Origin of the sequence: Actinomadura geliboluensis, from assembly GCF_043197915.1 — a bacterium.
In the GTDB taxonomy this organism is placed as follows: domain Bacteria; phylum Actinomycetota; class Actinomycetes; order Streptosporangiales; family Streptosporangiaceae; genus Spirillospora; species Spirillospora geliboluensis.
This window is the reverse complement of record NZ_JBICUA010000003.1, coordinates 281,085-301,115: the sequence shown is the minus strand read 5'-3', so window position 1 is coordinate 301,115 and position 20,031 is coordinate 281,085. Positions and strand designations below refer to the sequence as shown.

Annotated in this window: 18 protein-coding genes; 12 read left to right on the top strand and 6 right to left on the bottom strand. The window is 74.8% G+C overall.

The genetic code is table 11. The annotated features are described in order from the left end of the window. Window positions 1-2 precede the first annotated feature (2 nt). The 8 genes from ACGFI1_RS11885 to ACGFI1_RS11850 are packed head-to-tail and all read left to right on the top strand — an operon-like array spanning window position 3 to window position 8,121. Complete coding sequence (locus ACGFI1_RS11885) at window positions 3-812, top strand: ABC transporter permease (protein WP_387070749.1); 810 nt, start codon at window positions 3-5, stop codon at window positions 810-812. Then, a complete protein-coding gene (locus ACGFI1_RS11880; protein WP_240808553.1) occupies window positions 809-1,657 on the top strand; it encodes an ABC transporter permease in 849 nt (282 codons plus the stop codon). Before ACGFI1_RS11885 ends, ACGFI1_RS11880 begins: the two co-directional genes overlap by 4 nt. After that, window positions 1,654-3,255: a benzoylformate decarboxylase gene (gene mdlC / locus ACGFI1_RS11875; RefSeq protein WP_387070755.1), complete on the top strand. Its 1,602-nt coding sequence runs from the start codon at window positions 1,654-1,656 to the stop codon at window positions 3,253-3,255. Before ACGFI1_RS11880 ends, mdlC begins: the two co-directional genes overlap by 4 nt. A 38-nt stretch (window positions 3,256-3,293) precedes the next feature. Then, window positions 3,294-4,280, top strand: a complete 987-nt coding sequence (locus ACGFI1_RS11870; protein ID WP_392734007.1) for an ABC transporter substrate-binding protein — start codon at window positions 3,294-3,296, stop codon at window positions 4,278-4,280. Then, complete coding sequence (locus tag ACGFI1_RS11865) at window positions 4,277-5,053, top strand: ABC transporter permease (RefSeq protein ID WP_138640672.1); 777 nt, start codon at window positions 4,277-4,279, stop codon at window positions 5,051-5,053. Before ACGFI1_RS11870 ends, ACGFI1_RS11865 begins: the two co-directional genes overlap by 4 nt. Further along, window positions 5,050-5,907: an ABC transporter permease gene (locus ACGFI1_RS11860; protein ID WP_392784967.1), complete on the top strand. Its 858-nt coding sequence runs from the start codon at window positions 5,050-5,052 to the stop codon at window positions 5,905-5,907. The genes ACGFI1_RS11865 and ACGFI1_RS11860 overlap by 4 nt, the downstream gene beginning before the upstream one ends. A 53-nt stretch (window positions 5,908-5,960) precedes the next feature. Next, complete coding sequence (locus ACGFI1_RS11855; RefSeq protein ID WP_392734004.1) at window positions 5,961-6,842, top strand: ABC transporter ATP-binding protein; 882 nt, start codon at window positions 5,961-5,963, stop codon at window positions 6,840-6,842. A 16-nt stretch (window positions 6,843-6,858) separates the two neighbouring features. Further along, window positions 6,859-8,121 carry a flavin-dependent oxidoreductase gene (locus ACGFI1_RS11850; protein ID WP_392784964.1) on the top strand — a complete coding sequence of 421 codons (1,263 nt, stop codon included), beginning with the start codon at window positions 6,859-6,861 and terminating at the stop codon, window positions 8,119-8,121. Here ACGFI1_RS11850 and ACGFI1_RS11845 read toward each other — a convergent pair. Then, window positions 8,087-8,719 (bottom strand): TetR/AcrR family transcriptional regulator, encoded by a 633-nt coding sequence (locus ACGFI1_RS11845; RefSeq protein WP_240808441.1) that lies wholly within the window; start codon window positions 8,717-8,719, stop codon window positions 8,087-8,089. The two genes, ACGFI1_RS11850 and ACGFI1_RS11845, sit on opposite strands and share 35 nt — an antisense overlap. Before the next feature lie 114 nt (window positions 8,720-8,833). Between ACGFI1_RS11845 and ACGFI1_RS11840 the strand changes: the two genes are divergently transcribed. After that, window positions 8,834-10,234, top strand: coding sequence for an MFS transporter (locus ACGFI1_RS11840; protein ID WP_392784962.1), 1,401 nt, complete (start codon window positions 8,834-8,836; stop codon window positions 10,232-10,234). Next, window positions 10,231-10,917, top strand: coding sequence for an SGNH/GDSL hydrolase family protein (locus ACGFI1_RS11835; RefSeq protein WP_392744752.1), 687 nt, complete (start codon window positions 10,231-10,233; stop codon window positions 10,915-10,917). Before ACGFI1_RS11840 ends, ACGFI1_RS11835 begins: the two co-directional genes overlap by 4 nt. Here ACGFI1_RS11835 and ACGFI1_RS11830 read toward each other — a convergent pair. From ACGFI1_RS11830 to ACGFI1_RS11810, 5 genes are all read right to left on the bottom strand, one after another. Continuing rightward, complete coding sequence (locus ACGFI1_RS11830) at window positions 10,899-12,644, bottom strand: bifunctional 3'-5' exonuclease/DNA polymerase (RefSeq protein ID WP_392784960.1); 1,746 nt, start codon at window positions 12,642-12,644, stop codon at window positions 10,899-10,901. The two genes, ACGFI1_RS11835 and ACGFI1_RS11830, sit on opposite strands and share 19 nt — an antisense overlap. A 143-nt stretch (window positions 12,645-12,787) precedes the next feature. Further along, on the bottom strand, window positions 12,788-13,291 hold the full coding sequence (locus ACGFI1_RS11825) for a DUF4234 domain-containing protein (RefSeq protein ID WP_138641239.1): 504 nt from the start codon (window positions 13,289-13,291) through the stop codon (window positions 12,788-12,790). Window positions 13,292-13,451: 160 nt separating this feature from the next. After that, window positions 13,452-14,957, bottom strand: a complete 1,506-nt coding sequence (locus ACGFI1_RS11820) for a metallophosphoesterase family protein (RefSeq protein ID WP_392784958.1) — start codon at window positions 14,955-14,957, stop codon at window positions 13,452-13,454. 311 nt (window positions 14,958-15,268) lie between these two features. After that, window positions 15,269-16,150: a diacylglycerol/lipid kinase family protein gene (locus ACGFI1_RS11815; RefSeq protein WP_386869969.1), complete on the bottom strand. Its 882-nt coding sequence runs from the start codon at window positions 16,148-16,150 to the stop codon at window positions 15,269-15,271. Between the two features lie 5 nt (window positions 16,151-16,155). Beyond that, window positions 16,156-17,799, bottom strand: a complete 1,644-nt coding sequence (locus ACGFI1_RS11810; protein WP_392785530.1) for an FAD-binding oxidoreductase — start codon at window positions 17,797-17,799, stop codon at window positions 16,156-16,158. A gap of 64 nt (window positions 17,800-17,863) precedes the next feature. Here ACGFI1_RS11810 and ACGFI1_RS11805 point away from each other — a divergent pair, with 64 nt between their 5' ends. Continuing rightward, window positions 17,864-18,472 carry a TetR/AcrR family transcriptional regulator gene (locus ACGFI1_RS11805; RefSeq protein ID WP_138641241.1) on the top strand — a complete coding sequence of 203 codons (609 nt, stop codon included), beginning with the start codon at window positions 17,864-17,866 and terminating at the stop codon, window positions 18,470-18,472. After that, a complete protein-coding gene (locus ACGFI1_RS11800) occupies window positions 18,469-20,022 on the top strand; it encodes a glycerol-3-phosphate dehydrogenase/oxidase (protein ID WP_392784956.1) in 1,554 nt (517 codons plus the stop codon). Before ACGFI1_RS11805 ends, ACGFI1_RS11800 begins: the two co-directional genes overlap by 4 nt. Window positions 20,023-20,031: the final 9 nt, after the last annotated feature.

The following is a 20,031-nucleotide window of genomic DNA, read 5'->3' as shown; positions in this document are numbered from 1 at the left end:
CCATGGCACACCAGACGACGCCACCCCGTGGCCTCTCGCGTCCCGGCAAGTGGGCGCGGGGGGCCGCCGGGGTGGCGGTCCTGTTCCTGGCGAGCGAGCTGCTCGGCAGAGCCGGGATTGTGGACCGTTCCTATCTGCCGCCGGCCTCCACCATCACCGTGCGCGCGGTCGAGCTGTTCGGCGACTCCGACTTCCTGTTCAACGTGCGCGTCACGCTCACCGCGTGGGCGCTCGGCATGCTGATCGCGACCGCCATCGCGGTCCCGCTCGGGCTGCTGCTCGGCAGCGTCCCCGCGGTGAACACCGCGGTCCGGGCCATCGTGGAGTTCCTTCGCCCGATCCCGTCGGTCGCGCTCATCCCGCTGGCCGGGCTGCTGCTCGGCTCCGGCCTCAGCATGGAGGTGCCGCTCATCGTCTACGCCTCCAGCTGGCCGATCCTGTTCAACACCATGTACGGGCTGCACGACGTCGACCCGACGGCGAAGGAGACGCTGCGCACCTTCGGCTTCAGCCGGTGGCAGGTGCTGCTGAAGGTCTCGCTGCCGAGCGCCGCCCCGTTCATCGCGACCGGCGTGCGGCTCGCCGCGGCGATCGCGCTGATCCTCGCCGTCAGCACCGAGATCCTCTCCGGGTTCGGCGACGGCCTCGGCATGTTCATCGCCCAGGCCGGCACCGTGCCGGACGGCAACACCGACGTCCTCGCCGGCACCGTGTGGGCCGGCACCATCGGACTGATCATCAACATGGTGCTGGTGCAGGCCGAGAACCGCGCGTTCCGGTGGCACAAGGCACAGGGGAGTGGTGCATCGTGACGGCGGCCGCCCTCACCGTGCGGGCCGCGCGCCCGCGCGGCGTCGCGGGCCGGCTGGTCCGCGGCCTGCTGCACCGCGCGCTCCCGCTGGTGGTCCTCATCGCCGGCTGGGAGGCCGCGACCCGGATCGCCGAGAGCCCGTTCTTCCCGCCGCCGTCCGACATCGTCGGCCGGATGCGGGAGATGTGGTTCTCCGGCCCGGCCGCGCACCTGTACTTCGGCGGGGACGCCGGCGACTCCATCGCGCCGAGCCTGAGCCGGATGGCCGTCGCGCTGCTGCTGTCGGTGGTGGCCGGCGTCGTGCTCGGCATCGCCATCGGCCGGTCCGAGCGCGTGCTCGCCTACCTCGACCCGATCCTGCAGTTCGCGCGCGCGATCCCGCCGCCGACGGTGGTGCCGGTCTTCATCGTGCTGTTCGACCTCGGCACGCAGATGCAGATCGCCTCGATCGTCTTCGGCGCCGTCTGGCCCGTCCTGCTCAACACCGTGGACGGGGTCCGCAGCGTGGACAAGACGCAGGCCGCCACGGCCGAGGTGTTCCGGCTGTCGGCCGCGGAGCGGATCCGGTTCCTCATCATCCCCGCGGCACTGCCGAAGATCTTCGCGGGGCTGCGGCTGGCGCTGTCGCTCGGCCTCATCCTGATGGTCTTCTCCGAGCTGCTGCCGGGCACCTCCGACGGGCTCGGCTTCGAGCTGACGAACGCGCAGAGCCAGTCCGACCTCCCGACCATCTGGTCGGTGATCGTGCTGCTCGGCATCCTCGGCTACCTGTTCAACACCATCCTGCTCGCGGTGGAGCGGCGGACGCTCCGCTGGCACCGCGGGGCGCGAAAGGCAGATGAATGACGACAGAACTCACGGTCCGGGACGCGGTGTTCGACTACTGCCGGCGGGTCGGGATGACGACCGTCTTCGGCAACCCCGGCTCCACCGAGCTGCGCATGCTGCGCGACTTCCCCGCCGACTTCGAGTACGTGCTCGGGCTGCAGGAGATCGTGGCGGTGGGCGCGGCGGCGGGCCACGCCATCGGCACCGGCAACGCCGCCCTGGTCAACCTGCACTCCGCCGGCGGGGTGGGCAACGCGCTCGGCGCGGTCTTCACCGCCCACCGCGACCGGGTGCCGCTGGTCATCGTCGCGGGGCAGCAGACCCGCGCGATGCTGCCGACCCGGCCGTTCCTCGGCGCCGACGAGCCGGAGCAGTTCCCCCGCCCGTACGTGAAGTGGAGCCGGCAGCCCGCCCGCCCCGAGGACGTGCCGGCCGCGCTCGCCGAGGCGTACCGGACGGCCATGACGCCGCCCCGCGGCCCGGTCTTCCTGTCGGTGCCTGAGGACGACTGGGACCGGCCCGCCGAACCCGTCCCGCACCGCGAGATCCGGGGCGGCTTCACCGCCGACCCCGCGGCGCTCGCCGAGACGGCCGACGCGCTGAACGGCGCCGAGCGGCCCGTCATCATCGTCGGCTCCGGCGTCGAGGACGAGGACGCGCTCCCGCTCGTGGTCGACCTCGCCGAGCGCGTCGGCGCGCCGGTGTGGATCAGCCCGCTGTCGGGCCGGTCCGGCTTCCCCGAGGACCACGCGCTGTTCCAGGGCTTCCTGCCGCCCGTCCGCGACCAGCTCGCCCGGCGCCTGGAGGGGCACGACGTCGTGCTCGTGCTCGGCGCGCCGGTGTTCAACTACCACGTGCACAGCGAGGGGCCGTTCCTGCCCGAGGGGACGCGGCTGTTCCACTTCGACTGCGACCCCGACCAGCTGGCGTGGGCCCCGGTCGGCGTCGGCGTCCTCACCACCCTCCGGACCGGGATCACCGGCCTGCTCGAACGCGTCGACAAGGCCGACCGGCGGGCGCCGGAGCCGCGGCCGCGCCTGGCGAAGCCGCCGGTCTCCGACCCGATGGACGCCTCGCTGGTCATCGAGACGCTGCGGGAGCGGATGCCCGCGGACGCCGTCGTCGTGGAGGAGTGCCCGAGCCACCGGGACATGTTCCACGCGCGGCTCCCCGTGACGCGGCCCGGCGGGTTCTACACGATGGGCAGCGGATCGCTCGGCTGGAGCCTGCCCATGGCGGTCGGGCGCGCCCTGGCCGGATCCGGCGAGCGGATCGTCTGCGTCCTCGGCGACGGCGCGATCATGTACTCGGTGCAGGCGCTGTGGACGGCCGCGCAGCACCGGCTGCCGATGACGGTGATCGTCCTCAACAACGGGGGTTACGGCGCGGTCCGCGCGCTCGGCCGCCGGATCGGCATCGAGGACATCGTCGGCGCCGACGTCACCGGCATCGACTTCACCGCCGTGGCCCGCGGGCACGGCTGCGCGGGACGGGCCGTCACGAGCGCCGCCGACCTGGACGCCGCGATGGCCGAGGCGCTCGAGTACGACGGTCCGTTCCTTCTCGATGTGAGTGTCATGGCAGACAATTCCGCAATGTACGGGTCTACTCCTTAGCGGACCTCCATCACCCCCGTCACATTGGAGCAACCCCCATGTCCGTACCCCACCCCCGACGCGCGGTGCTCGGCGGCGCGCTCGCCGCCGTGCTCGCCCTCGCCGCCGCGGCCTGCGGCGGCTCCGACGAGCCGAAGTCCGCCAACGGCCTGGAGCAGTCCGAGATCACCCTCGGCACCATGACCGTCGCCGACACCGCGCCGGTCCAGCTGGCCATCGACAAGGGACTGTTCAAGGCCGAGGGCCTCACCGTGAAGACGCAGGTCATCCAGGGCGGCGCGGCGGGCATCCCGCTGCTGAAGAGCGGCCGGCTCGACTTCAGCTTCGGCAACTACGTCTCGCTGTTCACGGCCGGCACCAAGGACCCGGGCTTCAAGCCGAAGATCGTCGCGGAGGGGTTCCGGAGCGCGTCCAAGACCCACACGCTGATGGTGCGCGGCGACTCCCCGTACAAGACGATCAACGACCTGGCGGGCAAGAAGATCGCCGTCAACACCAAGCGGAACATCAGCACCCTGCTGATCCGGGCGGCGGGGACGCCGGCGGGCGTGCGGTTCGACGAGGACAAGGAGTTCGTCGAGGTCGCGCCGCCGGCGATGGAGCAGGCGCTGAAGTCCAAGAGCGTGGACGCCGTCCAGGCGATCGAGCCGTTCGGCACCCAGATGGCGGAGTCGATGGGCGCGCGGATGGTCGCCGACCTCGCCACCGGCAAGACCGCCGACCTGCCGATCGCCGGGTACGCCGCGACGGAGAAGTTCGTCAAGGAGAACCCGAAGACGGTCGCGGCGTTCCAGCGCGCGCTCCAGAAGGCGCAGGGCATGGCCGCCGACCGCAAGGTGGTCGAGGCCGTCCTGCCGACCTACGCCAAGGGCATCAACGCGAAGGTGGCGGCGTCGATGAGCATGGGGACCTACCCGACGTCGCTGGACGCCGCCGCCCTGCAGCGCGTGGCCGACCTGATGAGCGAGTTCCAGTACGTGGACAAGCCCATCGACGCCAAGTCGTTCATCGCGCAGACCCCATGAGACCCCGCCAGATCGTTCTCGGTGCCGCCGGGGCGGTCGGCGTGGCCGCCGTCATCGAGACCCTGAGCCGTACCGGTCTCGTCGACCCGGCCGCGCTGCCCCCGGCGACCACCATCCTGCGGGAGGCGGGGCGGCTGGCGGTGGACGGGGAGTTCCTGGTGGACGTCGGGGCGACGCTGCGGGCGTGGCTCGGCGGCCTCGCGCTGGCGGTGCTCGTGGCGGTGCCGCTGGGCGTGCTGCTCGGCTCGGTGCCGCTGCTCGGCACCGCGGCACGGGTCCTGGTCGAGCTGATGCGGCCGATCCCGTCGGTCGCGCTGATCCCGCTCGCCCTCATCCTGTTCGCGGACCCCACCCGGATGAAGATGTCGCTGATCTTCTACGCGTGCCTGTGGCCGATCCTCATCAACACCCTGTACGCGCTCCGCGACGTCGACCCGCTGGCCAAGGACAGCCTGCGCGCCTTCGGGTTCGGGACGCCGGCCGTCCTGTGGCGGGTGTCGCTGCCGAGCGCGGCACCGTTCATCGCCACCGGCGTCCGGATCGCCGCGTCCGTCGCCCTCATCGTCGTGATCAGCACCGAGCTGTACGCCGGCGGGGTCGACGGGGTGGGAATCTACCTGAGCGAGACCCAGTCCGGCGGAGGCCGCACCGACCTGCTGCTGGCGGGGGCGTGCTGGGCGGGCGTCCTCGGCCTGCTCGCCAACGCGGGCCTGCTCGGCCTGCAGCGCGTCGCGTTCCGCTGGGACTCCGCCCGCGCGGAGGCCGCCGCATGAGCGCCGCGAGCACCGGGGCGCGCGCGGTGCGCCCCGCGCGGAGGCCGGGCACCGGGGCGGCGCGGGCGGCGCGCGGGTTCGCCGAGCGCGTCTGGCTCGTCGCCGTCGCCGCCGTGCTGTGGGAGGTCGTCACGCGGGCGGTGGAGGAGACCTACTTCCCGCCGCCCACGACGATCGCCCGGACGCTGCGCGAGCTGTGGTTCGGCGGCCCCGCGTCGCACCTGTTCCTCACCGACCAGGCGATGGACGACTTCGCCACGAGCCTGACCCACCTGTTCATCGGATGGGCCGCCGCGGGCGCCGCCGGCGTCGCGGTCGGGGCGGCGATCGGGCGCTCGGCGGTCCTCAACGACCTGCTGAACCCGGTGCTGGAGTTCCTGCGGGCGGTGCCGCCGCCGACGCTGGTCCCGTTCTTCATCATGGTGTTCCAGCTCGGCGCGACCATGCAGGTCGTCACGATCGCGTTCGGCGTGGTGTGGCCCGTGCTGCTCAACACCGCCGAGGGGGTCCGCACCGTGGAGCCGCTGCAGCTGGACACGGCCCGCGTGTTCGGCGTCGGGCCCGTCCGCCGGCTGCTGACGATCGTGCTGCCGGCGGCTGCGCCCAAGATCTTCGCGGGGCTGCGGGTGGCGCTGTCGTTCGCGCTGATCCTGATGGTCCTGTCCGAGCTGTTCGGCAGCACCGCGGGCATCGGCTCCGAGCTCATCGACGCCCAGCGGGGCTTCGAGCTGCCGCGGATGTGGGCGGCGATCGTGATGCTCGGCATCCTCGGCCTCCTCTTCAACGCCCTCTTCATGCTGCTGGAACGGCGCCTGCTGGCCTGGCACACGGGTGCGCAGAGGCTCGCCGGCTGAACCGCACCGACTGACGAACCGCACTGGAAAAGACACAGAAAAGGCCCCTTGAGATGCTTCAGATAACCGGCCTCACCCACTCCTACGCCGACGGGCACCTGGCGCTCGACGGCCTCGACCTCACCGTCCCGGACGGCGAGCTGCTCAGCATCGTCGGGCCGTCCGGCTGCGGCAAGTCCACCCTGCTGCGCTGCATCGCCGGGCTGATCGCCCCGTCCGGCGGGACGCTCTCGCTGGACGGCTCGCCCATCAACGGCGTGCCCGACGACCTCGCCGTCGTCTTCCAGGACTACAGCCGGTCGCTGTTCCCCTGGCTGACCGTCCGCGACAACGTGGCGCTGCCGCTGCGCCGGCGCGGGATGGCCCGCGCGGAGCGGCGCGCCGCGGCGGAGCGGGCGCTGGAGTCGGTGGGGCTGCCGGACGCGGGGCGCAAGTACCCCTGGCAGCTGTCCGGCGGCATGCAGCAGCGCGTGTCGATCGCGCGGGCGCTGGCGTACCGCCCGTCGCTGATGCTGATGGACGAGCCGTTCGGTTCGGTGGACGCCCAGACCCGGGAGGACCTGGAGGACCTCGTCCTCCAGGTGCACCGGAACGAGAAGATGACGATCCTGCTGGTCACCCACGACATCGACGAGAGCGTCTACGTCGGCGACCGCGTGGTGGTGCTGAACCGGGCCCCTGCCCGCGTGCACGCCGACCTGCGCGTCGAGCTGCCGTCGACCCGCGACCAGATCGAGACGCGGGGGCTGCCGGAGTTCGTCCGGCTCCGCGCCGAGGTGGGCCGGCTGGTCCGCGGCGGCGCCAAGGTGCCCGGGGCCGCGCCCGCCGCCACGACGGCCGCGGCGGAGGGGCCGGAAGCGGACGCCGGCTCCGAAACGGCGGCCGGAGAGGAGATCATGACCAAGGCGGAGCCGGGCAGCAAGCCCGCGCGGTGACGGCGGAGGGTGATCGATGCGCGTACTCGTGGCAGGGGGCGGAATCGGCGGGCTCACCACCGCGCTGAGCCTGCACGAGGCGGGCATCGAGGCGCTCGTCGTCGACTCGGCCGCCCGGCTGCGGCCGCTCGGCGTCGGCATCAACCTGCTCCCGCACGCCGTCCGCGAGCTGACCGAGCTCGGTCTCGGCGGCGCGCTGGCCGAGCTCGGCGTCCCGACCGGCGAGATGGTGCACTTCGACCGGTACGGCGGCCGGATCTGGGGCGAGCCGCGCGGCCGCGCGCTCGGCTACGACTGGCCGCAGTACTCCATCCACCGCGGCGAGCTGCAGATGGCGCTGCTGGAGGCGGTGCTGGCGCGCCTCGGGAAGCGGTCCGTCCGCACCGGCACCGCCCTCGACGGCTTCGAGCAGGACGGCGCGCGGGTGCGGGCGCGGCTGCTCGACCGCGCGTCCGGCACGGCCGAGACCGTCACGGCGGACGTGCTGGTCGGCGCGGACGGGCTGTACTCGGCGGTCCGCCGCGGGCTCTACCCGCACGAGCCGGCCCCGTTGTGGAACGGCATCCGGATGTGGCGCGGCCTGACCGAGGGCGAGCCGTTCCTCACCGGGCGGACGCTGGCCGTGGCGGGCAGCAACACCGCGGCCAAGATCGTCGTCTACCCGATCTCGATGCGCGCGGAGCGGCGGGGGCGGGCGCTGCTGAACTGGGTCGCCGAGGTGAAGGTCGCCGGCGCCGGGGCGGCGGGCGCCGCCGACTGGAACCGGACCGGGCGGCTCGGGGACGTGCTCCCCCACTTCGCGGACTGGCGGTTCGGCTGGCTGGACGTCCCGGCGATGCTGGCCGGCGCGGCGGAGATCCTGGAGTACCCGATGGTCGACCGGGACCCCCTCGACCGGTGGACGTTCGGCCGGGTCACCCTGGTCGGCGACGCCGCGCACCCGATGTACCCGATCGGCTCCAACGGCGGGTCGCAGGCCGTCCTCGACGCCCGCGTCCTGGCGCACGAGCTGGCCCGGTCGGACGACCCCGCCGACGGGCTGCTCGCGTACGAGAAGGAGCGCCGCGAGACGGCCAACGCGATCGTCCTGGCGTGCCGGGACATGCCGGCGGACCGCGTCCTGCACACCGTGAGCGAACGCGCGCCGCGGGGCTTCGAGCGGATCGAGGACGTCCTGTCCCCCGCGGAGCTGAGCGCGATCACCGGCGCCTACCGGCAGACGTCGTTCTCCGACGTGGCGGCGCTCAACGCGCGCCCGTCGTACTCGCCGGCGGGCTGACGGCGGCGAGGCGGGCGTCCATGGCCCGCGCCGCGCGGTCGTGGTAGGCGGGCTCGTCGTACAGGAGGGCGTGGGCCGCGCCGGTGCGGCAGAGGGCGTCCAGCTCGAAGGCCAGCTGCGGGACGTCGGTGGACGCGTCCAGCTCGCCGCGGTCGCGCGCCTCGCCGAGGCAGCGCTCCAGGAAGGCCCCCCAGTCGCGCTGGGAGGCCGCGATGGCGTCGCGGACACGGCCGGGGCGGGCGTCGAACTCGGCCATCGTCGAGTGGAAGAAGCAGCCGCCGGGGAAGACGGGCTCGCGCTGGTAGCGCTGCCAGGCGTCCAGGAGCGCGCGGACGCGGGGCAGGCCCTCCGGCGCGGCGAGGGCGGGCTTGACCACGTGCTCGCGGAACAGCTTCACCGCCTTGCGGACGGTGGCGAGCTGTAGCTCCTCCTTGGAGCCGAAGTGCGTGAACACGCCGCTCTTGCTGATCCGCAGCTCGGTCGCCAGGCGGCCGATCGACAGCCCTTCCAGGCCCTCCGCCGAGGCGATGTCGGCGGCCCGGCAGAGGATCTCGTTGCGGGTCTGCTCGCCCTTCAGCAGCCGTCCGTCCGTCGTCACCCGATAAATCTGCACGACCGTTCGTGCAAAGTCAAGGCGCCCGCCCCCTTGACGGCGGGGGTCCGAAGAGAAGAGTGTACGACCGTTCGTTTATTTTTCTGGAGAGGACCACCCATGACCGCCGACACCACCGCGGCGCCGCCCCGCGCGGCCGGCGCGCGGCGGGACGTGCCCTGGCTGGCCGCCGGGGCGACGTTCCTGGCCATGCTTGACGCCACCGTGGCGAACCTGGCCGTCCCCGACCTGCACGCCGACTTCCCGGGCAGCTCGCTGACCGGCCTGACCTGGGTGATCACCCTGTACGCGGCGCTGTTCGCGGCGCTGCTCGCCCCCGCGGGCCGGCTCGCCGACCTGGTCGGCCGGCGGGCGCTGTACCTGTGGGGCGCCGGGCTGTTCACGCTGGCCTCGCTGGCCTGCGCGCTGGCGCCGAACGTGCCCGTGCTGCTCGCGACGCGCGGCGTCCAGGGCGCCGCGGCCGCCGCGCTGATCCCCGCGTCCCTCGCCCTGCTGCTGCACGACACCCCCGCCGACCGGCGCGCGGGCGCCATCGGCCTGTGGAGCGCGGCGGGCGCGTTCGCCGCCGCGATCGGCCCCGGCCTCGGCGGCGTCCTCGTCGACCAGTTCGGCTGGCGGTCGCTGTTCGTCATCAACCTGCCGGTCGGCCTGGCGATGCTGCTCGGCGGGCTGCGGCTGCCGCGCGCCGCGCGCGGCGCCGGACGGCTCCCCGACCTCGCCGGGACGGTCCTGCTCGGCGCCGGCATCGGCGGCGTCGCGCTCGGCGTGACGCAGACCCAGGACTGGTCGTGGACGGACGCCCGCACGCTCGCGCTGCTGCTCGGCGGCGCGGCGCTCGTCGCGCTGGCGCTCTGGCGGTCCGCCCGGCACCCGGTGCCGGCCCTGGAGATCTCGCTGTGGCGCAACCGGCAGTTCGCCGTCGCGAACGCCGCCTCGTTCCTGTACGGGACGGCCCTGTACTCGTGGCTGCTGCTCGGCGTGCTGTACCTGACCTCCGAATGGGACTACTCGATCCTGAAGGCGGGCTTCGCCTCGACGCCCGGCGCGTTCACCGCCACCGCGGCGGCGATCCTGATGGGCCGCCTCACCAGCCGCATCGGCGTGCGGCCCGCCGTGGTGGGCGGCGCGTCCATCATGGTCGCGGCGGGGATCTGGGCGGTCGTGTCGCTGCCCGCCGACCCGCACTTCCTCACGTTCTGGCTCCCCGTCGGCCTCCTCGTCGGGACCGGCATGGGGATGCTCACCACCGGCACCGCCTCGGCCGCCGCGCTGTCGGTCGGCCCGCTGCGCTTCGCCGGCGCCACCGGCCTCAACACCACCGCGCGCCAGCTCGGCGGCGCGCTCGGCATCGCCGTGCTCGCCGCGATGCTGCCCGCTCGGGCGGTGCACGACGACTACACCGCCGTCTACCTGTTCTGCACGCTGGCCGCCGCCGGCGCGGTCCTCGCGGGACTGCCGCTGACCCTCCGGAGCGGCGCCTCACCGAAGGAGACCTCATGACCGAGACCGTGCTGTCGGAGTGGACCGACCCGGCCGTCCTGCCCGCCGCCGAGGCCGCCGCGCTGCTGGCCGGCGCGCCGTGGCGGCGGATGGTGACGATCGGGGACAGCGTCGCGGAGGGCGTCCGCGAGCCCGTACCCGGCTACCGCGACCTGTCGTGGACGGACCGCGTCGAGGAGGCGCTGGGCGCGGTGGCACCGGGGTTCACCGCGCTCAACCTCGGCCGCCGCGACCTGGTCGCCGCCGAGGTCCGCGCCGCGCAGCTCGAACCGGCGCTGGCGTTCAAGCCCGACCTGGCCTTCGTGGTGGCCGGCGGCAACGACATGCTGCGCCCCGAGTTCGACGCGGACGGGGTGCGGCGCGAGCTGGCCGCGATGATCTCCGCGTTCCGCGCGGCGGGGGCCGACGTCGTCACGATCGGGCTGCTGGACATCACGGTCGCGGGGCTGGGCCCGGCCCGCTACCGGGAGGTCATGTCGGCCCGCACCCGCCGGCTGGCCGCGCTGACCGCCGACGTCGCCGCCGAGCTGGGCGCGTGCCACGCGCACAACCCGCCGGACCATCCGGTCGCCGCCGACCCCGGCATCTACAGCTCCGACCAGCTGCACCTGAACGCGCGGGGGCACGCGTTCGCCGCGGCCAACACCGTCCGCGCGCTGGCGGCTCACTTGGCGTCGGCGTAGCGGTCGACCACCGCGATCTCCATCGGGAAGACGACGGGGGTGTCGCCGAACAGCAGCCGCCGCGCCTCCCCCGCCGCCGCGTGCACCGCCTCGGCGACCTCGCCGGCCAGCCCGGCGGGCGTGTGCACGATGACCTCGTCGTGCTGGAAGAACACCAGCCGGGGAGCGCCGGTGCCGGCGGACGCCGCGCCGAGGGCGGTGAGGCGGCGGCGGAGGGAGCCGAGCAGCGCGAGCGCCCAGTCGGCGGCCGTGGCCTGGACGACGAAGTTGCGGGTGAACCGGCCCCGGCTGCGCAGCGCCTGCGCCGCCGCGCCCCGCCGGTCGCCGGGCTCCTCGCCCTCACCGTCGCCCGCCGCCGTCAGCTCCCGCCACCCGGCGGACGGCGGCGGGCAGGTGCGGCCGAGCCGGGACCGGACGAGCCGCCCCCGCTCCCCCGCCCGCGCCGCCGCCTCCACGTACTCGAACGCGTCGGGGAACCGGTGCTTGAGGACGGCGAGGAGCTGCACCGCCTCGCCCGTCCCGCCGCCGTACATCGCCGACAGCAGCGCGAGCTTGGCCTTGGCGCGCGCGCTGAGACCGCCGTCGCCGTCGCCGTGGAAGGCGTCGGACAGGGCCGCGTAGAGGTCGCCGTGCGCGGCGGCCTCGGTGAACGCGCGGTCGCCCGCGAGGGCGGCGAGCACGCGGGGTTCGAGCTGGGCGGCGTCCGCGACGACCAGCGACCAGCCGGGGTCGGCGACGACGGCCCGGCGCAGCACGCGCGGGATCTGCAGCGCGCCGCCGCCGCTCGTCGCCCACCGCCCGGACACCACGCCGCCGACCACGTACTCGGGGCGGAACCGGCCGTCCTTCACCCAGGTGTCGAGCCAGGCCCAGCCGTGCGCGGTGTGCAGGCGCGACAGCTCCTTGTACTCCAGCAGCAGCGGGACGGCCGGGTGGTCGAGCCGCTTGAGCACGTGCGCGCGGGTGGACGCGATCGGCAGGCCCGCGCTCGCGAACGCCTTGATGATCTGCGCCGGGGAGTCGGGGTTGACATGGACCCGGGCGCCGAAGGCGGCGCTGATGCGGTCGGCGAGTTCCTGCAGCCTGCGGGGGCGGAGCCCGCCGGTGGGGCGCGGCCCGAGCAGCTCGGTGAGCAGCGCGTCGTGCTCCTCGGCGGACCAGGGCAGCCCGTCGTGCCGCAGCTCGGCCGCCACCAGCGCGCCCGCCGACTCGGCCGCCGCGAGCAGCGCGAAGCCGTCCAGCCCGGCGATGGCGCGCTGCTGGGCGGCGTGCACCGCGACGACCTGCGCGATGTCGTCGGCGGGCGCGTCGCGCCCCGCCCGCCGGCCGAACGGCTCGCCGTCGAACAGCTCGTCGTCGAACAGCGACGCCTGCGGGGCCGGCTCGTCGGGGGGCGGGCGGTCCGGCGGGACGGGCTCGCCGCGCAGCCGCGCCCAGGCCGCCCGCACCGAGCGCGGCTCCCCGTACCGCCCGGCGTGGCCGAGGAGCAGGCTCTCCACCAGTTCGAGGTCGTGGCAGCGGGCCACCCGCACGCCCGCGTCGAGCAGCCGCGGGTAGAGCCGGGCGGTGGCCGGCCACACCCAGCGCGGCGCGGCGGCCCGTTCCTGCTCGGCGATGGCGGCGACCAGATCAGTGACGTCGCGCGCGGGTGCGGCGGGCGCCCCGTCCTCGCCGAGCGTCCGCAGCGTGCCCCCGCCGCCGGCTCCGGCGGCGACCGCGATCCTCACCCGCTCATTGTGCTCGCCCCCACCGACAGAACCGCGCACGCGGAACCGCGCACGCGAAGGACCCCTCCGCGACGGGTGCGCGCGAAGGGGTCCCGCGAGTCTCGCCCGGACGGCCAGGGCCGTAGCCGTCCGGGTCCACGTGCTTAAGCGACCAGGGAGACCTGCTGGCCGGCCGGGGTGTCGCCGTAGCGGTCGACGACCTTGTTCAGCTGGATCTGGTAGTACAGCACGCCGAACCCGAAGATGCCGAGCAGGAAGCCCATGCCGCCGCTGCAGCTCGGCTGGAGGCCGGCGGCGCGCTGGGCCTCGGCGATGCGGCCGCCGAGCTTGACGTACATGATCAGGGGCCAGATGCCGAGCGTGATGGCGCCGAACAGCATGGACAGCAGCGCGTTGGTGGCGGCGTTGTCGATGCGGCGGTCGAAGCGGTGCAGCTCGTCGTGGACCTTGAAGAACCAGACCAGGCCGTAGATGCCGAAAGTGATGATGGGCAGGCCGAGCCAGGCTCCGACCGGGTTGCGGCGCTTCATGTTGAGGCCCGCGCCGACGGCGGCGGGGGCGCCGCCCTGCTGCGCCGGTGCGGGCGCGTAGCCGCCCTGGTAGGCCTGCTGCTGCGGCTGGCCCTGGCCCTGCTGGGGGTAACTCATCGAGTTCGCTCTTCCTGTGGGACGCGGTCGTTTTCCGGCCGACCGTCCGTTACCGTTCACCCGTAAGGCTGAGCCCAAGACTGTAACGGCATCGGGCCACGTCGTGGGCGCAAATCGCCGACTTTGGCCACTTTGTAGGCGACTTCTCCAGATTTTCGGGCTACCGCAGCGGAATCGTCACCTCGTCCTCGCACGGCGGGTCCGTTTCGTGGTCGCCGCAGCCCGTCGCGGCGAAGCAGCGGATGCGCAACCGCGACTCCGTCACGTCCAGGCGCAGGAAGCTCTTGAAGAAGGGCGGCCTGTCCCAGTCGGCGAGCTCGGAGCGGAAGCGCTGCGGGAGCCGGTGCACCGGCAGCCGCAGGATCCCGGGGCGGCGGCGGCCGTCGCGCGGGACGCCGAGGACGGCCGCGACGAAGCGCGCGCGGCGCGGCGGCCGGGCCTCGTCCTGGGCGGCCTTGTAGCCGCGGCCCGGCCTGATGCCGAGCCGGTACCGGACGGCGGCGGTGGCCTCCTCCGGGGTGAGCTCGAACAGCTTCGGCAGCCGCAGCCACCGCCCGTAGAGCTTGCTGTAGCGGGAGAGGGAGTCGCCGCGCAGCGGGTAGCAGCGGAACTCGTTCTCCTCGACGACGTGCGTGCGCGGGATCGTGTGGGTGGCGTGCATGAACGCGCCGCCGCCGCCCGAGACGATGTACTGGATCGTGCGTCCGTCGCCGGTCCGCAGCGGGTAGCGCTGGTAGTTGTGGATGTCGCCGCCGATCGCGGCCACGTAGTGGTGGGCCGGGTCCTGGACGATCTCGTCGACCGTCCCGCCGCCCTCGATCGCCCCCGGCCGCTGGTCGTCGTCCACGTACAGCGGCTTCCCGGTCACCAGCAGCTTGGGCTTCGGGCCGCCGGAGACCTCGCGCAGCCAGCGGCCCTGGTCGCGGTCGAGCACGCCGGTGATCCCGGTGTCGATGCCGATGATGCGCAGCGACGGCGTGTCGATCGCCCAGTACGGCCCCGGCTGGACGGCGTGCTGGCCGGGCGCGCCCCGGTACTCGCGGCGGGCGGCGGCGACCGCGGCGGCGTCGACCTCGCCGGGGCGCCGCCACAGCAGCCGCGGGACGAACCCCAGCGCGCCGCGCCAGGGCGGCGGCGTGCAGTCGGCGTCCAGGCCGCAGAAGACGTGCAGGAAGCCGCGCAGGCCGTCGTACCAGTCGTGGTTGCCGGGGACGGCGAAGATCGGCGCCGGGTAGTCGCGGTAGGGGCGGAAGAACTTGTCCGGGTACTGTGCGCAGTCGCCGGTCGGGTAGATCACGTCGCTGGCGACGATCATGAAGTCGGTGCCGGCGGCGGCGTGCAGCAGCGGGGGCACCACCGCGTACTGCGAGCGGTCGCCCTCCCCCGTGTCGCCGAGCAGCGCGAACGAGAACTCCGGGGCCGAGCGGTGCACGGTGAACGCGGCCGGGGTGCCGCGCTCGCGCAGCGCGGCGACGCAGCGCCGGCGGATCGCGTTGGACGGGTCGCCGAACAGCTTCGCCAGCACGTCGTTGCGGGACCGCCACAGCACCGAGGGGCGCCGCCAGGAGAAGTCGGGGACGCGCTCGGGCAGCAGCTCGCTGAAGGTGCCGGGCCTCCCGCAGACCCACCCCGCGCCCGCCTCGGACGTACGCGAGTTGTCGGGCACGGGGGATTCCTCGGACACGAAACGCCTCCGGCAGCGGTGAGGGGATCCTCACAGCCTGTCCGGAGGCGGTCGCGTCGTCAAGCAGACGCGCGCGTGCGCGTGGTGGACGCCGGCGCCACCCCCAAGGACGCCGGCGCCACCACGTCGGGGGCGTCCGCGAACACCATGAGTCCCCCCAGAACGGCGAGCGTGCAGTCGCCTCTCATGATGCCTCCGCAGGACGGCCCCAAGGTCCCGAAAGCGGGACGTAACTGACGCTATACGGAGAGCCGTAATGCGGGCGTAAACCGCCCCAAACAGCAGGCAAAACCTCAGGGAGCCAGCACGCGCAGCGCGCCCGGCATGACCCGGGCGGTGACCGGAAGCACCCCGGGCAGCTCGCCGTCCGCCCCGTACGGCAGCCTGCGGCCGGGCCCGTCGGCCAGCTCGATCCGCACCTCCCGGCCGCGCATGACCTCCACCTCGGGGCGCCGCACGTGCGAGCCGTCCGCCAGCTCCCGCATCACCGCGAAGAACAGCGTCCGCGGCGCCCGCCGGATGAGGACGACGTCGAGCAGGCCGTCGTCGACGCGCGCGTCCGGGGCGATGTGCTTGCCGAACCCGTAGTAGCCGGAGTTCGCCGCGACGACCGTGTAGCCCTCCCGCCGGTGCTCCGCGCCGTCCACGGTGATCAGGTAGTCGGCGTGCCGCCAGGTGAGGACCGCGCGCAGCGCGCCCACGTAGTAGGCGGCGGAGCCGCGCAGCAGCCGGGTCCGGTTGGCGTTGTCGTTGGCGATCGCGTCGATGCCCGCGTAGACGCTGCCGAGGACGGGCGTCCCGTTGGCCTCGATCGCGTCCACCGCGCGCGGCTCGCCCTCCAGCAGCAGCGGGGCCAGCTCCGCCGCGTCCGACGGGACGCCGAGCTGGCGCGCGAAGTCGTTGCCGCGCCCGGCCGGGACGATGCCGAAGACCGCGTCCGTCCCGGCGAGGGCGCCGCCGACGCAGCCGACCATGCCGTCCCCGCCGACGCCGAGGACGACGCGCCCCGCCTCCGCCGCCGCGCGGGCGACGTCGGCGGCGTGCTCCATGCCGCGGCTGTACTCCACGTCGAGCTCGGCGCCCGCCTCGCGCAGCAGCCGGCCGAGCGGGATCAGGCAGGAGGCGGACGCGGACCCGCCCGCCGCCGGGTTCACGATCGCGGTGAAGGCGCGCATGGCGGTCACGCCTCCGGCGCCGGCGGGACGAGGACGCCCGGATTGAGGATGCCCGCCGGATCGACCCGTTCCTTGACGGCCCGCAGGACGGCCGCGCCGAGCGGCCCGATCTCCTTCGCGTACCAGTCGCGGTGGTCGGTGCCGACGCCGTGGTGGTGGCTGATCGTGCCGCCCGCGTCCACGATCGCGTCGTTGGCGGCGCGTTTCGCGCGCGCCCAGTGCTCGACCGGGTCCTCCCCCTGCGCCGACACGACGGTGAAGTACAGGGACGCCCCGGATGGGTAGACGTGCGAGATGTGGCACATGACGAGCGGCGGCGTCCCGGCCTCCGACAGCGTCCCGGTGATCGCCGTCCGGACGGCCTCGTAGAGCTCGGGGACGTCCGACCAGAACGCGGCCGTCTCCAGCGTCTCGGCGAACGCGCCCGCGTCCAGCAGGGAGTCGCGCAGGTAGGGGGCGTTGAACCGGCCGTGCTCCCACTTCTCGCCCGGCCCGGCGCCGAGCGGCTCGCCGCCCGCGTCGCGGAGCACCTCCGCCGCGCCCGCCCGCCGTGCGGCCACGTCCGCCAGGGTGCCCTCGAAGCCGAGCACCGCCAGGCAGCCTGCCGAGGACGCCCCCTCCCCGATCGCCGAGGGGTCGGCCAGGCCGACCATGGTCTCGGTCTCGTCCGAGAGGCGCAGCACGGTGGGCAGCGGGCCGTCCTGGGCGAGCCGGCGGAGCGCGGCGGCGCCCGCGTCGAAGGACGCGAACCGCCAGCCCTCGTACTCCCGCGCCTCCGGGACGGGCCGGATCCGCACCGTCACCGACGTGATCACGCCGAGCGCGCCCTCCGAGCCGAGGACGAGCTGCCGCAGGTCCGGCCCGGCGGCCGACTTCGGCGCGCGGCCGAGGTCCAGCGCGCCCTCGGGGGTCGCCACGGTCAGCCCGACCACCATGTCGTCGAAGCGGCCGTACCCGGCGGACGCCTGCCCGCTCGACCGGGCCGCCGCGAACCCGCCGATCGTCGCCCACTCGAACGACTGCGGGAAGTGCCCGAGCGTGAAACCGCGTTCGGCGAGCAGCGCCTCGGCGGCCGGGGCGCGCAGGCCCGGCTGGAGGACGGCCGTGCGCGACACCTCGTCGATCTCGACGAGCCGGTCCATGCGGCGGAGGTCGAGGGCGATGAACGCGTCCACGCCTCTCGGCGCCGCAGGCGCTCCGTGGGGCGTGGAGGGTCGCCCCGCCTCGGACAGAACGGGTTCGAGGCCCCCGACGACGGACGTCCCGCCGCCGAACGGGACCACCGCGATCCGCCGCGCGGCGCACTCGCCGAGCACCGCGAGGACCTCCTCGTGCGAGCCGGGCAGGACGACCGCGTCCGGCGCGTCCGAGGTCTCCCCCGCGCGGATGCGCAGCAGGTCGGGAGTCGACTTGCCGCGCGTGTGCCGGACCCGCGTCTCGGCGTCCGCGCGGACGTTGCCGTCCCCGACGATCGCGGCGAGCGCGGTCAGGTCCGCCCCGGACAGCCGGGGGTCGGCGACCTTCAGCGCCCGCAGCGCGGGGGGCGCCGCGGCGGCGGGCCGCACGCCGAGCAGGTCGCGCAGCAGCCCGGCCGTCCCCTCGGGCAGCGGCGCGGCCATGGCCGGATCCCCCCAGCCGCTCCACAGCATGTCCCGCGTCTCCACGCCGCCTCCTCGTCGTCCGCCCGTCCCCTGTGTGCTTACACTGTGACACATGACGTCGAATCGTCACAACAGGGCGGCGGCGCGGACCGCCGACGACACCGTGCTCGACGCGGCGCGCGACTGCGTGCTCGCGGTCGGCGTGCGCCGCACGACGCTGACCGACATCGCCCGCCGCGCGGGCGTGTCCCGGATGACGCTGTACCGCCGCTGGCCGGACGTCCGCACGATCGTCGCCGACCTGATGACCCGCGAGTGGACCGCGCTCGGCGCGGCGCTGCAGCCGCCCGACGACGGCCGGCCCGTCCGGCCCCGGATGGTGGACGGCCTGGTCACCGGCGTGCGGACGTTCCGCGAGCACCCCCTGCTGCGCAAGATCATCGAAGTCGACCCGGAACTGCTGCTGCCCTACCTGCTGGACCGCTGCGGCGCCAGCCAGCGGGCGTTCCTGGACTGGTTCGAGCAGGGGATCGCCGCCGGCCAGCGGGACGGCACGGTCCGCGCCGGCCATCCCGGCCGGCAGGCGCGGGCGCTGCTGCTGGTCGTCCAGTCCTTCGCGCTGTCCGCACCGATCATGATCGACGCGGCCGAGCCCGGCTTCGACGCCGACGCGTTCGACGCCGAGCTCCGCCACGTCCTGGAGAGGATGCTCGCCCCATGAACACCTCCGCACCGGACCCGCGCACGTCGCTGACCGCGGCGCGCCGGGAACGCGAGCTCGCCGCCCTCCCGGACGAGGTGGTGGACGTGCTGGTCGTCGGCCTCGGCGCGACCGGCGCGGGCGCCGCCCTGGAGGCCGCGTCGCGCGGGCTGTCGGTCGCCGCGGTCGACGCGCACGACCTGGCGTTCGGCACGTCCCGGTGGAGCTCGAAGCTGATCCACGGCGGGCTGCGCTACCTCGCGTCCGGGCAGCTGGACGTCGCGCACGAGAGCGCGGTCGAGCGCGGGACGCTGATGCGCCGCACGGCCCCGCACCTGGTGCGCGCGCTGCCGTTCGTGCTGCCGCTGACACCGCTGGTGTCGCGCACCCAGGCGACGGTCACGGGCGGTGGGATGCGGGCCGGCGACCTGCTGCGGCTCGCCGCGCGCACCCCGCGCTCGGTGCTGCCCGGCCCGCGCCGGCTGTCGGCGGTCGAGACGCTGCGGCTCGCGCCCGCGCTGCGCCCGCACGGGCTGCGCGGCGGGCTGCTGTCGTGGGACGGCCAGCTGTGCGACGACGCGCGCCTGGTCACCGCCCTCGCCCGGACCGCCGCCGGGCACGGCGCCCGCGTCCTCACCCGGTGCCGCGCCGTCCAGGTGGCGGGCGACGGCGCCCTGGTGCGCGACGAGCTGACCGGGCGCGAGTTCACCGTCCGGGCGCGGGCCGTGCTGAACGCCGCCGGCGTCTGGGCGGGCGGCCTCGTGGACGGGGTGCGGCTGCGCCCGTCGCGGGGCACCCACCTGGTGCTGCGGGCGGCGGCGCTGCGCGGCCTGTCCGCCGGGATGCACGTGCCGATCCCCGGCGGCGGTTCCCGCTTCCTGCTGGTGCTGCCGCAGGGCGACGGCCGCGTCTACGTGGGCCTCACCGACGAGCCCGCCGACGGGCCGATCCCGGACGTGCCGGAGCCCACCGAGGGCGAGATCGGGTTCCTGCTCGACGTGCTGGCCTCCGCGCTGGACGTCCCCGTCCGGCGCTCGGACGTCCTCGGCGCCTTCGCCGGGCTGCGCCCGCTGCTCGACGTCGGGCACGGCGGCGACACGGCCGACATCTCCCGCCGCCACGCGGTGCTGACCTCGCGGGACGGCGTCGTCACGGTCGTCGGCGGCAAGCTCACCACCTACCGGCGGATGGCGCAGGACGCCGTCGACGCGGCGGTGCGCGCCCGCGGCCTCGCCGCCGGGCCGAGCCGCACGTCCCGGCTGCCGCTGGTCGGCGCCGCCCCGCGCGCCCGGCTGGACGCGCTGGACGCGCCGTCCCGCCTCGTCCAGCGCTACGGGACGGAGGCGCCGATGCTGGCCGCGCTGGGCAGGGACGACCCCGCGCTGCTGGAGCCGGTCGCGCCGGGCGTGCCGGTGACCGGGGCGGAGCTGGTCTGGGCCGTCCGGCACGAGGGCGCGCTGGACGCCGGCGACCTGCTGGACCGCCGCACGCGGATCGGGCTCGTCGCCGCCGACCGGGAGGCCGCGCTGCCCGCCGCCGAGGCGCTGCTCCCCCGGGCCGCGCTGCGCTGAGGGAAGGGG

What these genes read in the sequence shown, in the direction of transcription:
- ACGFI1_RS11865 (WP_138640672.1), top strand. Translation starts at nt 4,277, where the DNA reads ATGAGACCCCGCCAGATCGTTCTCGGTGCCGCCGGGGCGGTCGGCGTG.
- ACGFI1_RS11835 (WP_392744752.1), top strand. Translation starts at nt 10,231, where the DNA reads ATGACCGAGACCGTGCTGTCGGAGTGGACCGACCCGGCCGTCCTGCCC.
- ACGFI1_RS11805 (WP_138641241.1), top strand. Translation starts at nt 17,864, where the DNA reads ATGACGTCGAATCGTCACAACAGGGCGGCGGCGCGGACCGCCGACGAC.
- ACGFI1_RS11800 (WP_392784956.1), top strand. Translation starts at nt 18,469, where the DNA reads ATGAACACCTCCGCACCGGACCCGCGCACGTCGCTGACCGCGGCGCGC.
- ACGFI1_RS11810 (WP_392785530.1), bottom strand. Translation starts at nt 17,799, where the DNA reads ATGCTGTGGAGCGGCTGGGGGGATCCGGCCATGGCCGCGCCGCTGCCC.
- ACGFI1_RS11870 (WP_392734007.1), top strand. Translation starts at nt 3,294, where the DNA reads ATGTCCGTACCCCACCCCCGACGCGCGGTGCTCGGCGGCGCGCTCGCC.
- ACGFI1_RS11885 (WP_387070749.1), top strand. Translation starts at nt 3, where the DNA reads ATGGCACACCAGACGACGCCACCCCGTGGCCTCTCGCGTCCCGGCAAG.
- ACGFI1_RS11840 (WP_392784962.1), top strand. Translation starts at nt 8,834, where the DNA reads ATGACCGCCGACACCACCGCGGCGCCGCCCCGCGCGGCCGGCGCGCGG.
- ACGFI1_RS11815 (WP_386869969.1), bottom strand. Translation starts at nt 16,150, where the DNA reads ATGCGCGCCTTCACCGCGATCGTGAACCCGGCGGCGGGCGGGTCCGCG.
- mdlC (WP_387070755.1), top strand. Translation starts at nt 1,654, where the DNA reads ATGACGACAGAACTCACGGTCCGGGACGCGGTGTTCGACTACTGCCGG.
- ACGFI1_RS11825 (WP_138641239.1), bottom strand. Translation starts at nt 13,291, where the DNA reads ATGAGTTACCCCCAGCAGGGCCAGGGCCAGCCGCAGCAGCAGGCCTAC.
- ACGFI1_RS11860 (WP_392784967.1), top strand. Translation starts at nt 5,050, where the DNA reads ATGAGCGCCGCGAGCACCGGGGCGCGCGCGGTGCGCCCCGCGCGGAGG.
- ACGFI1_RS11855 (WP_392734004.1), top strand. Translation starts at nt 5,961, where the DNA reads ATGCTTCAGATAACCGGCCTCACCCACTCCTACGCCGACGGGCACCTG.
- ACGFI1_RS11850 (WP_392784964.1), top strand. Translation starts at nt 6,859, where the DNA reads ATGCGCGTACTCGTGGCAGGGGGCGGAATCGGCGGGCTCACCACCGCG.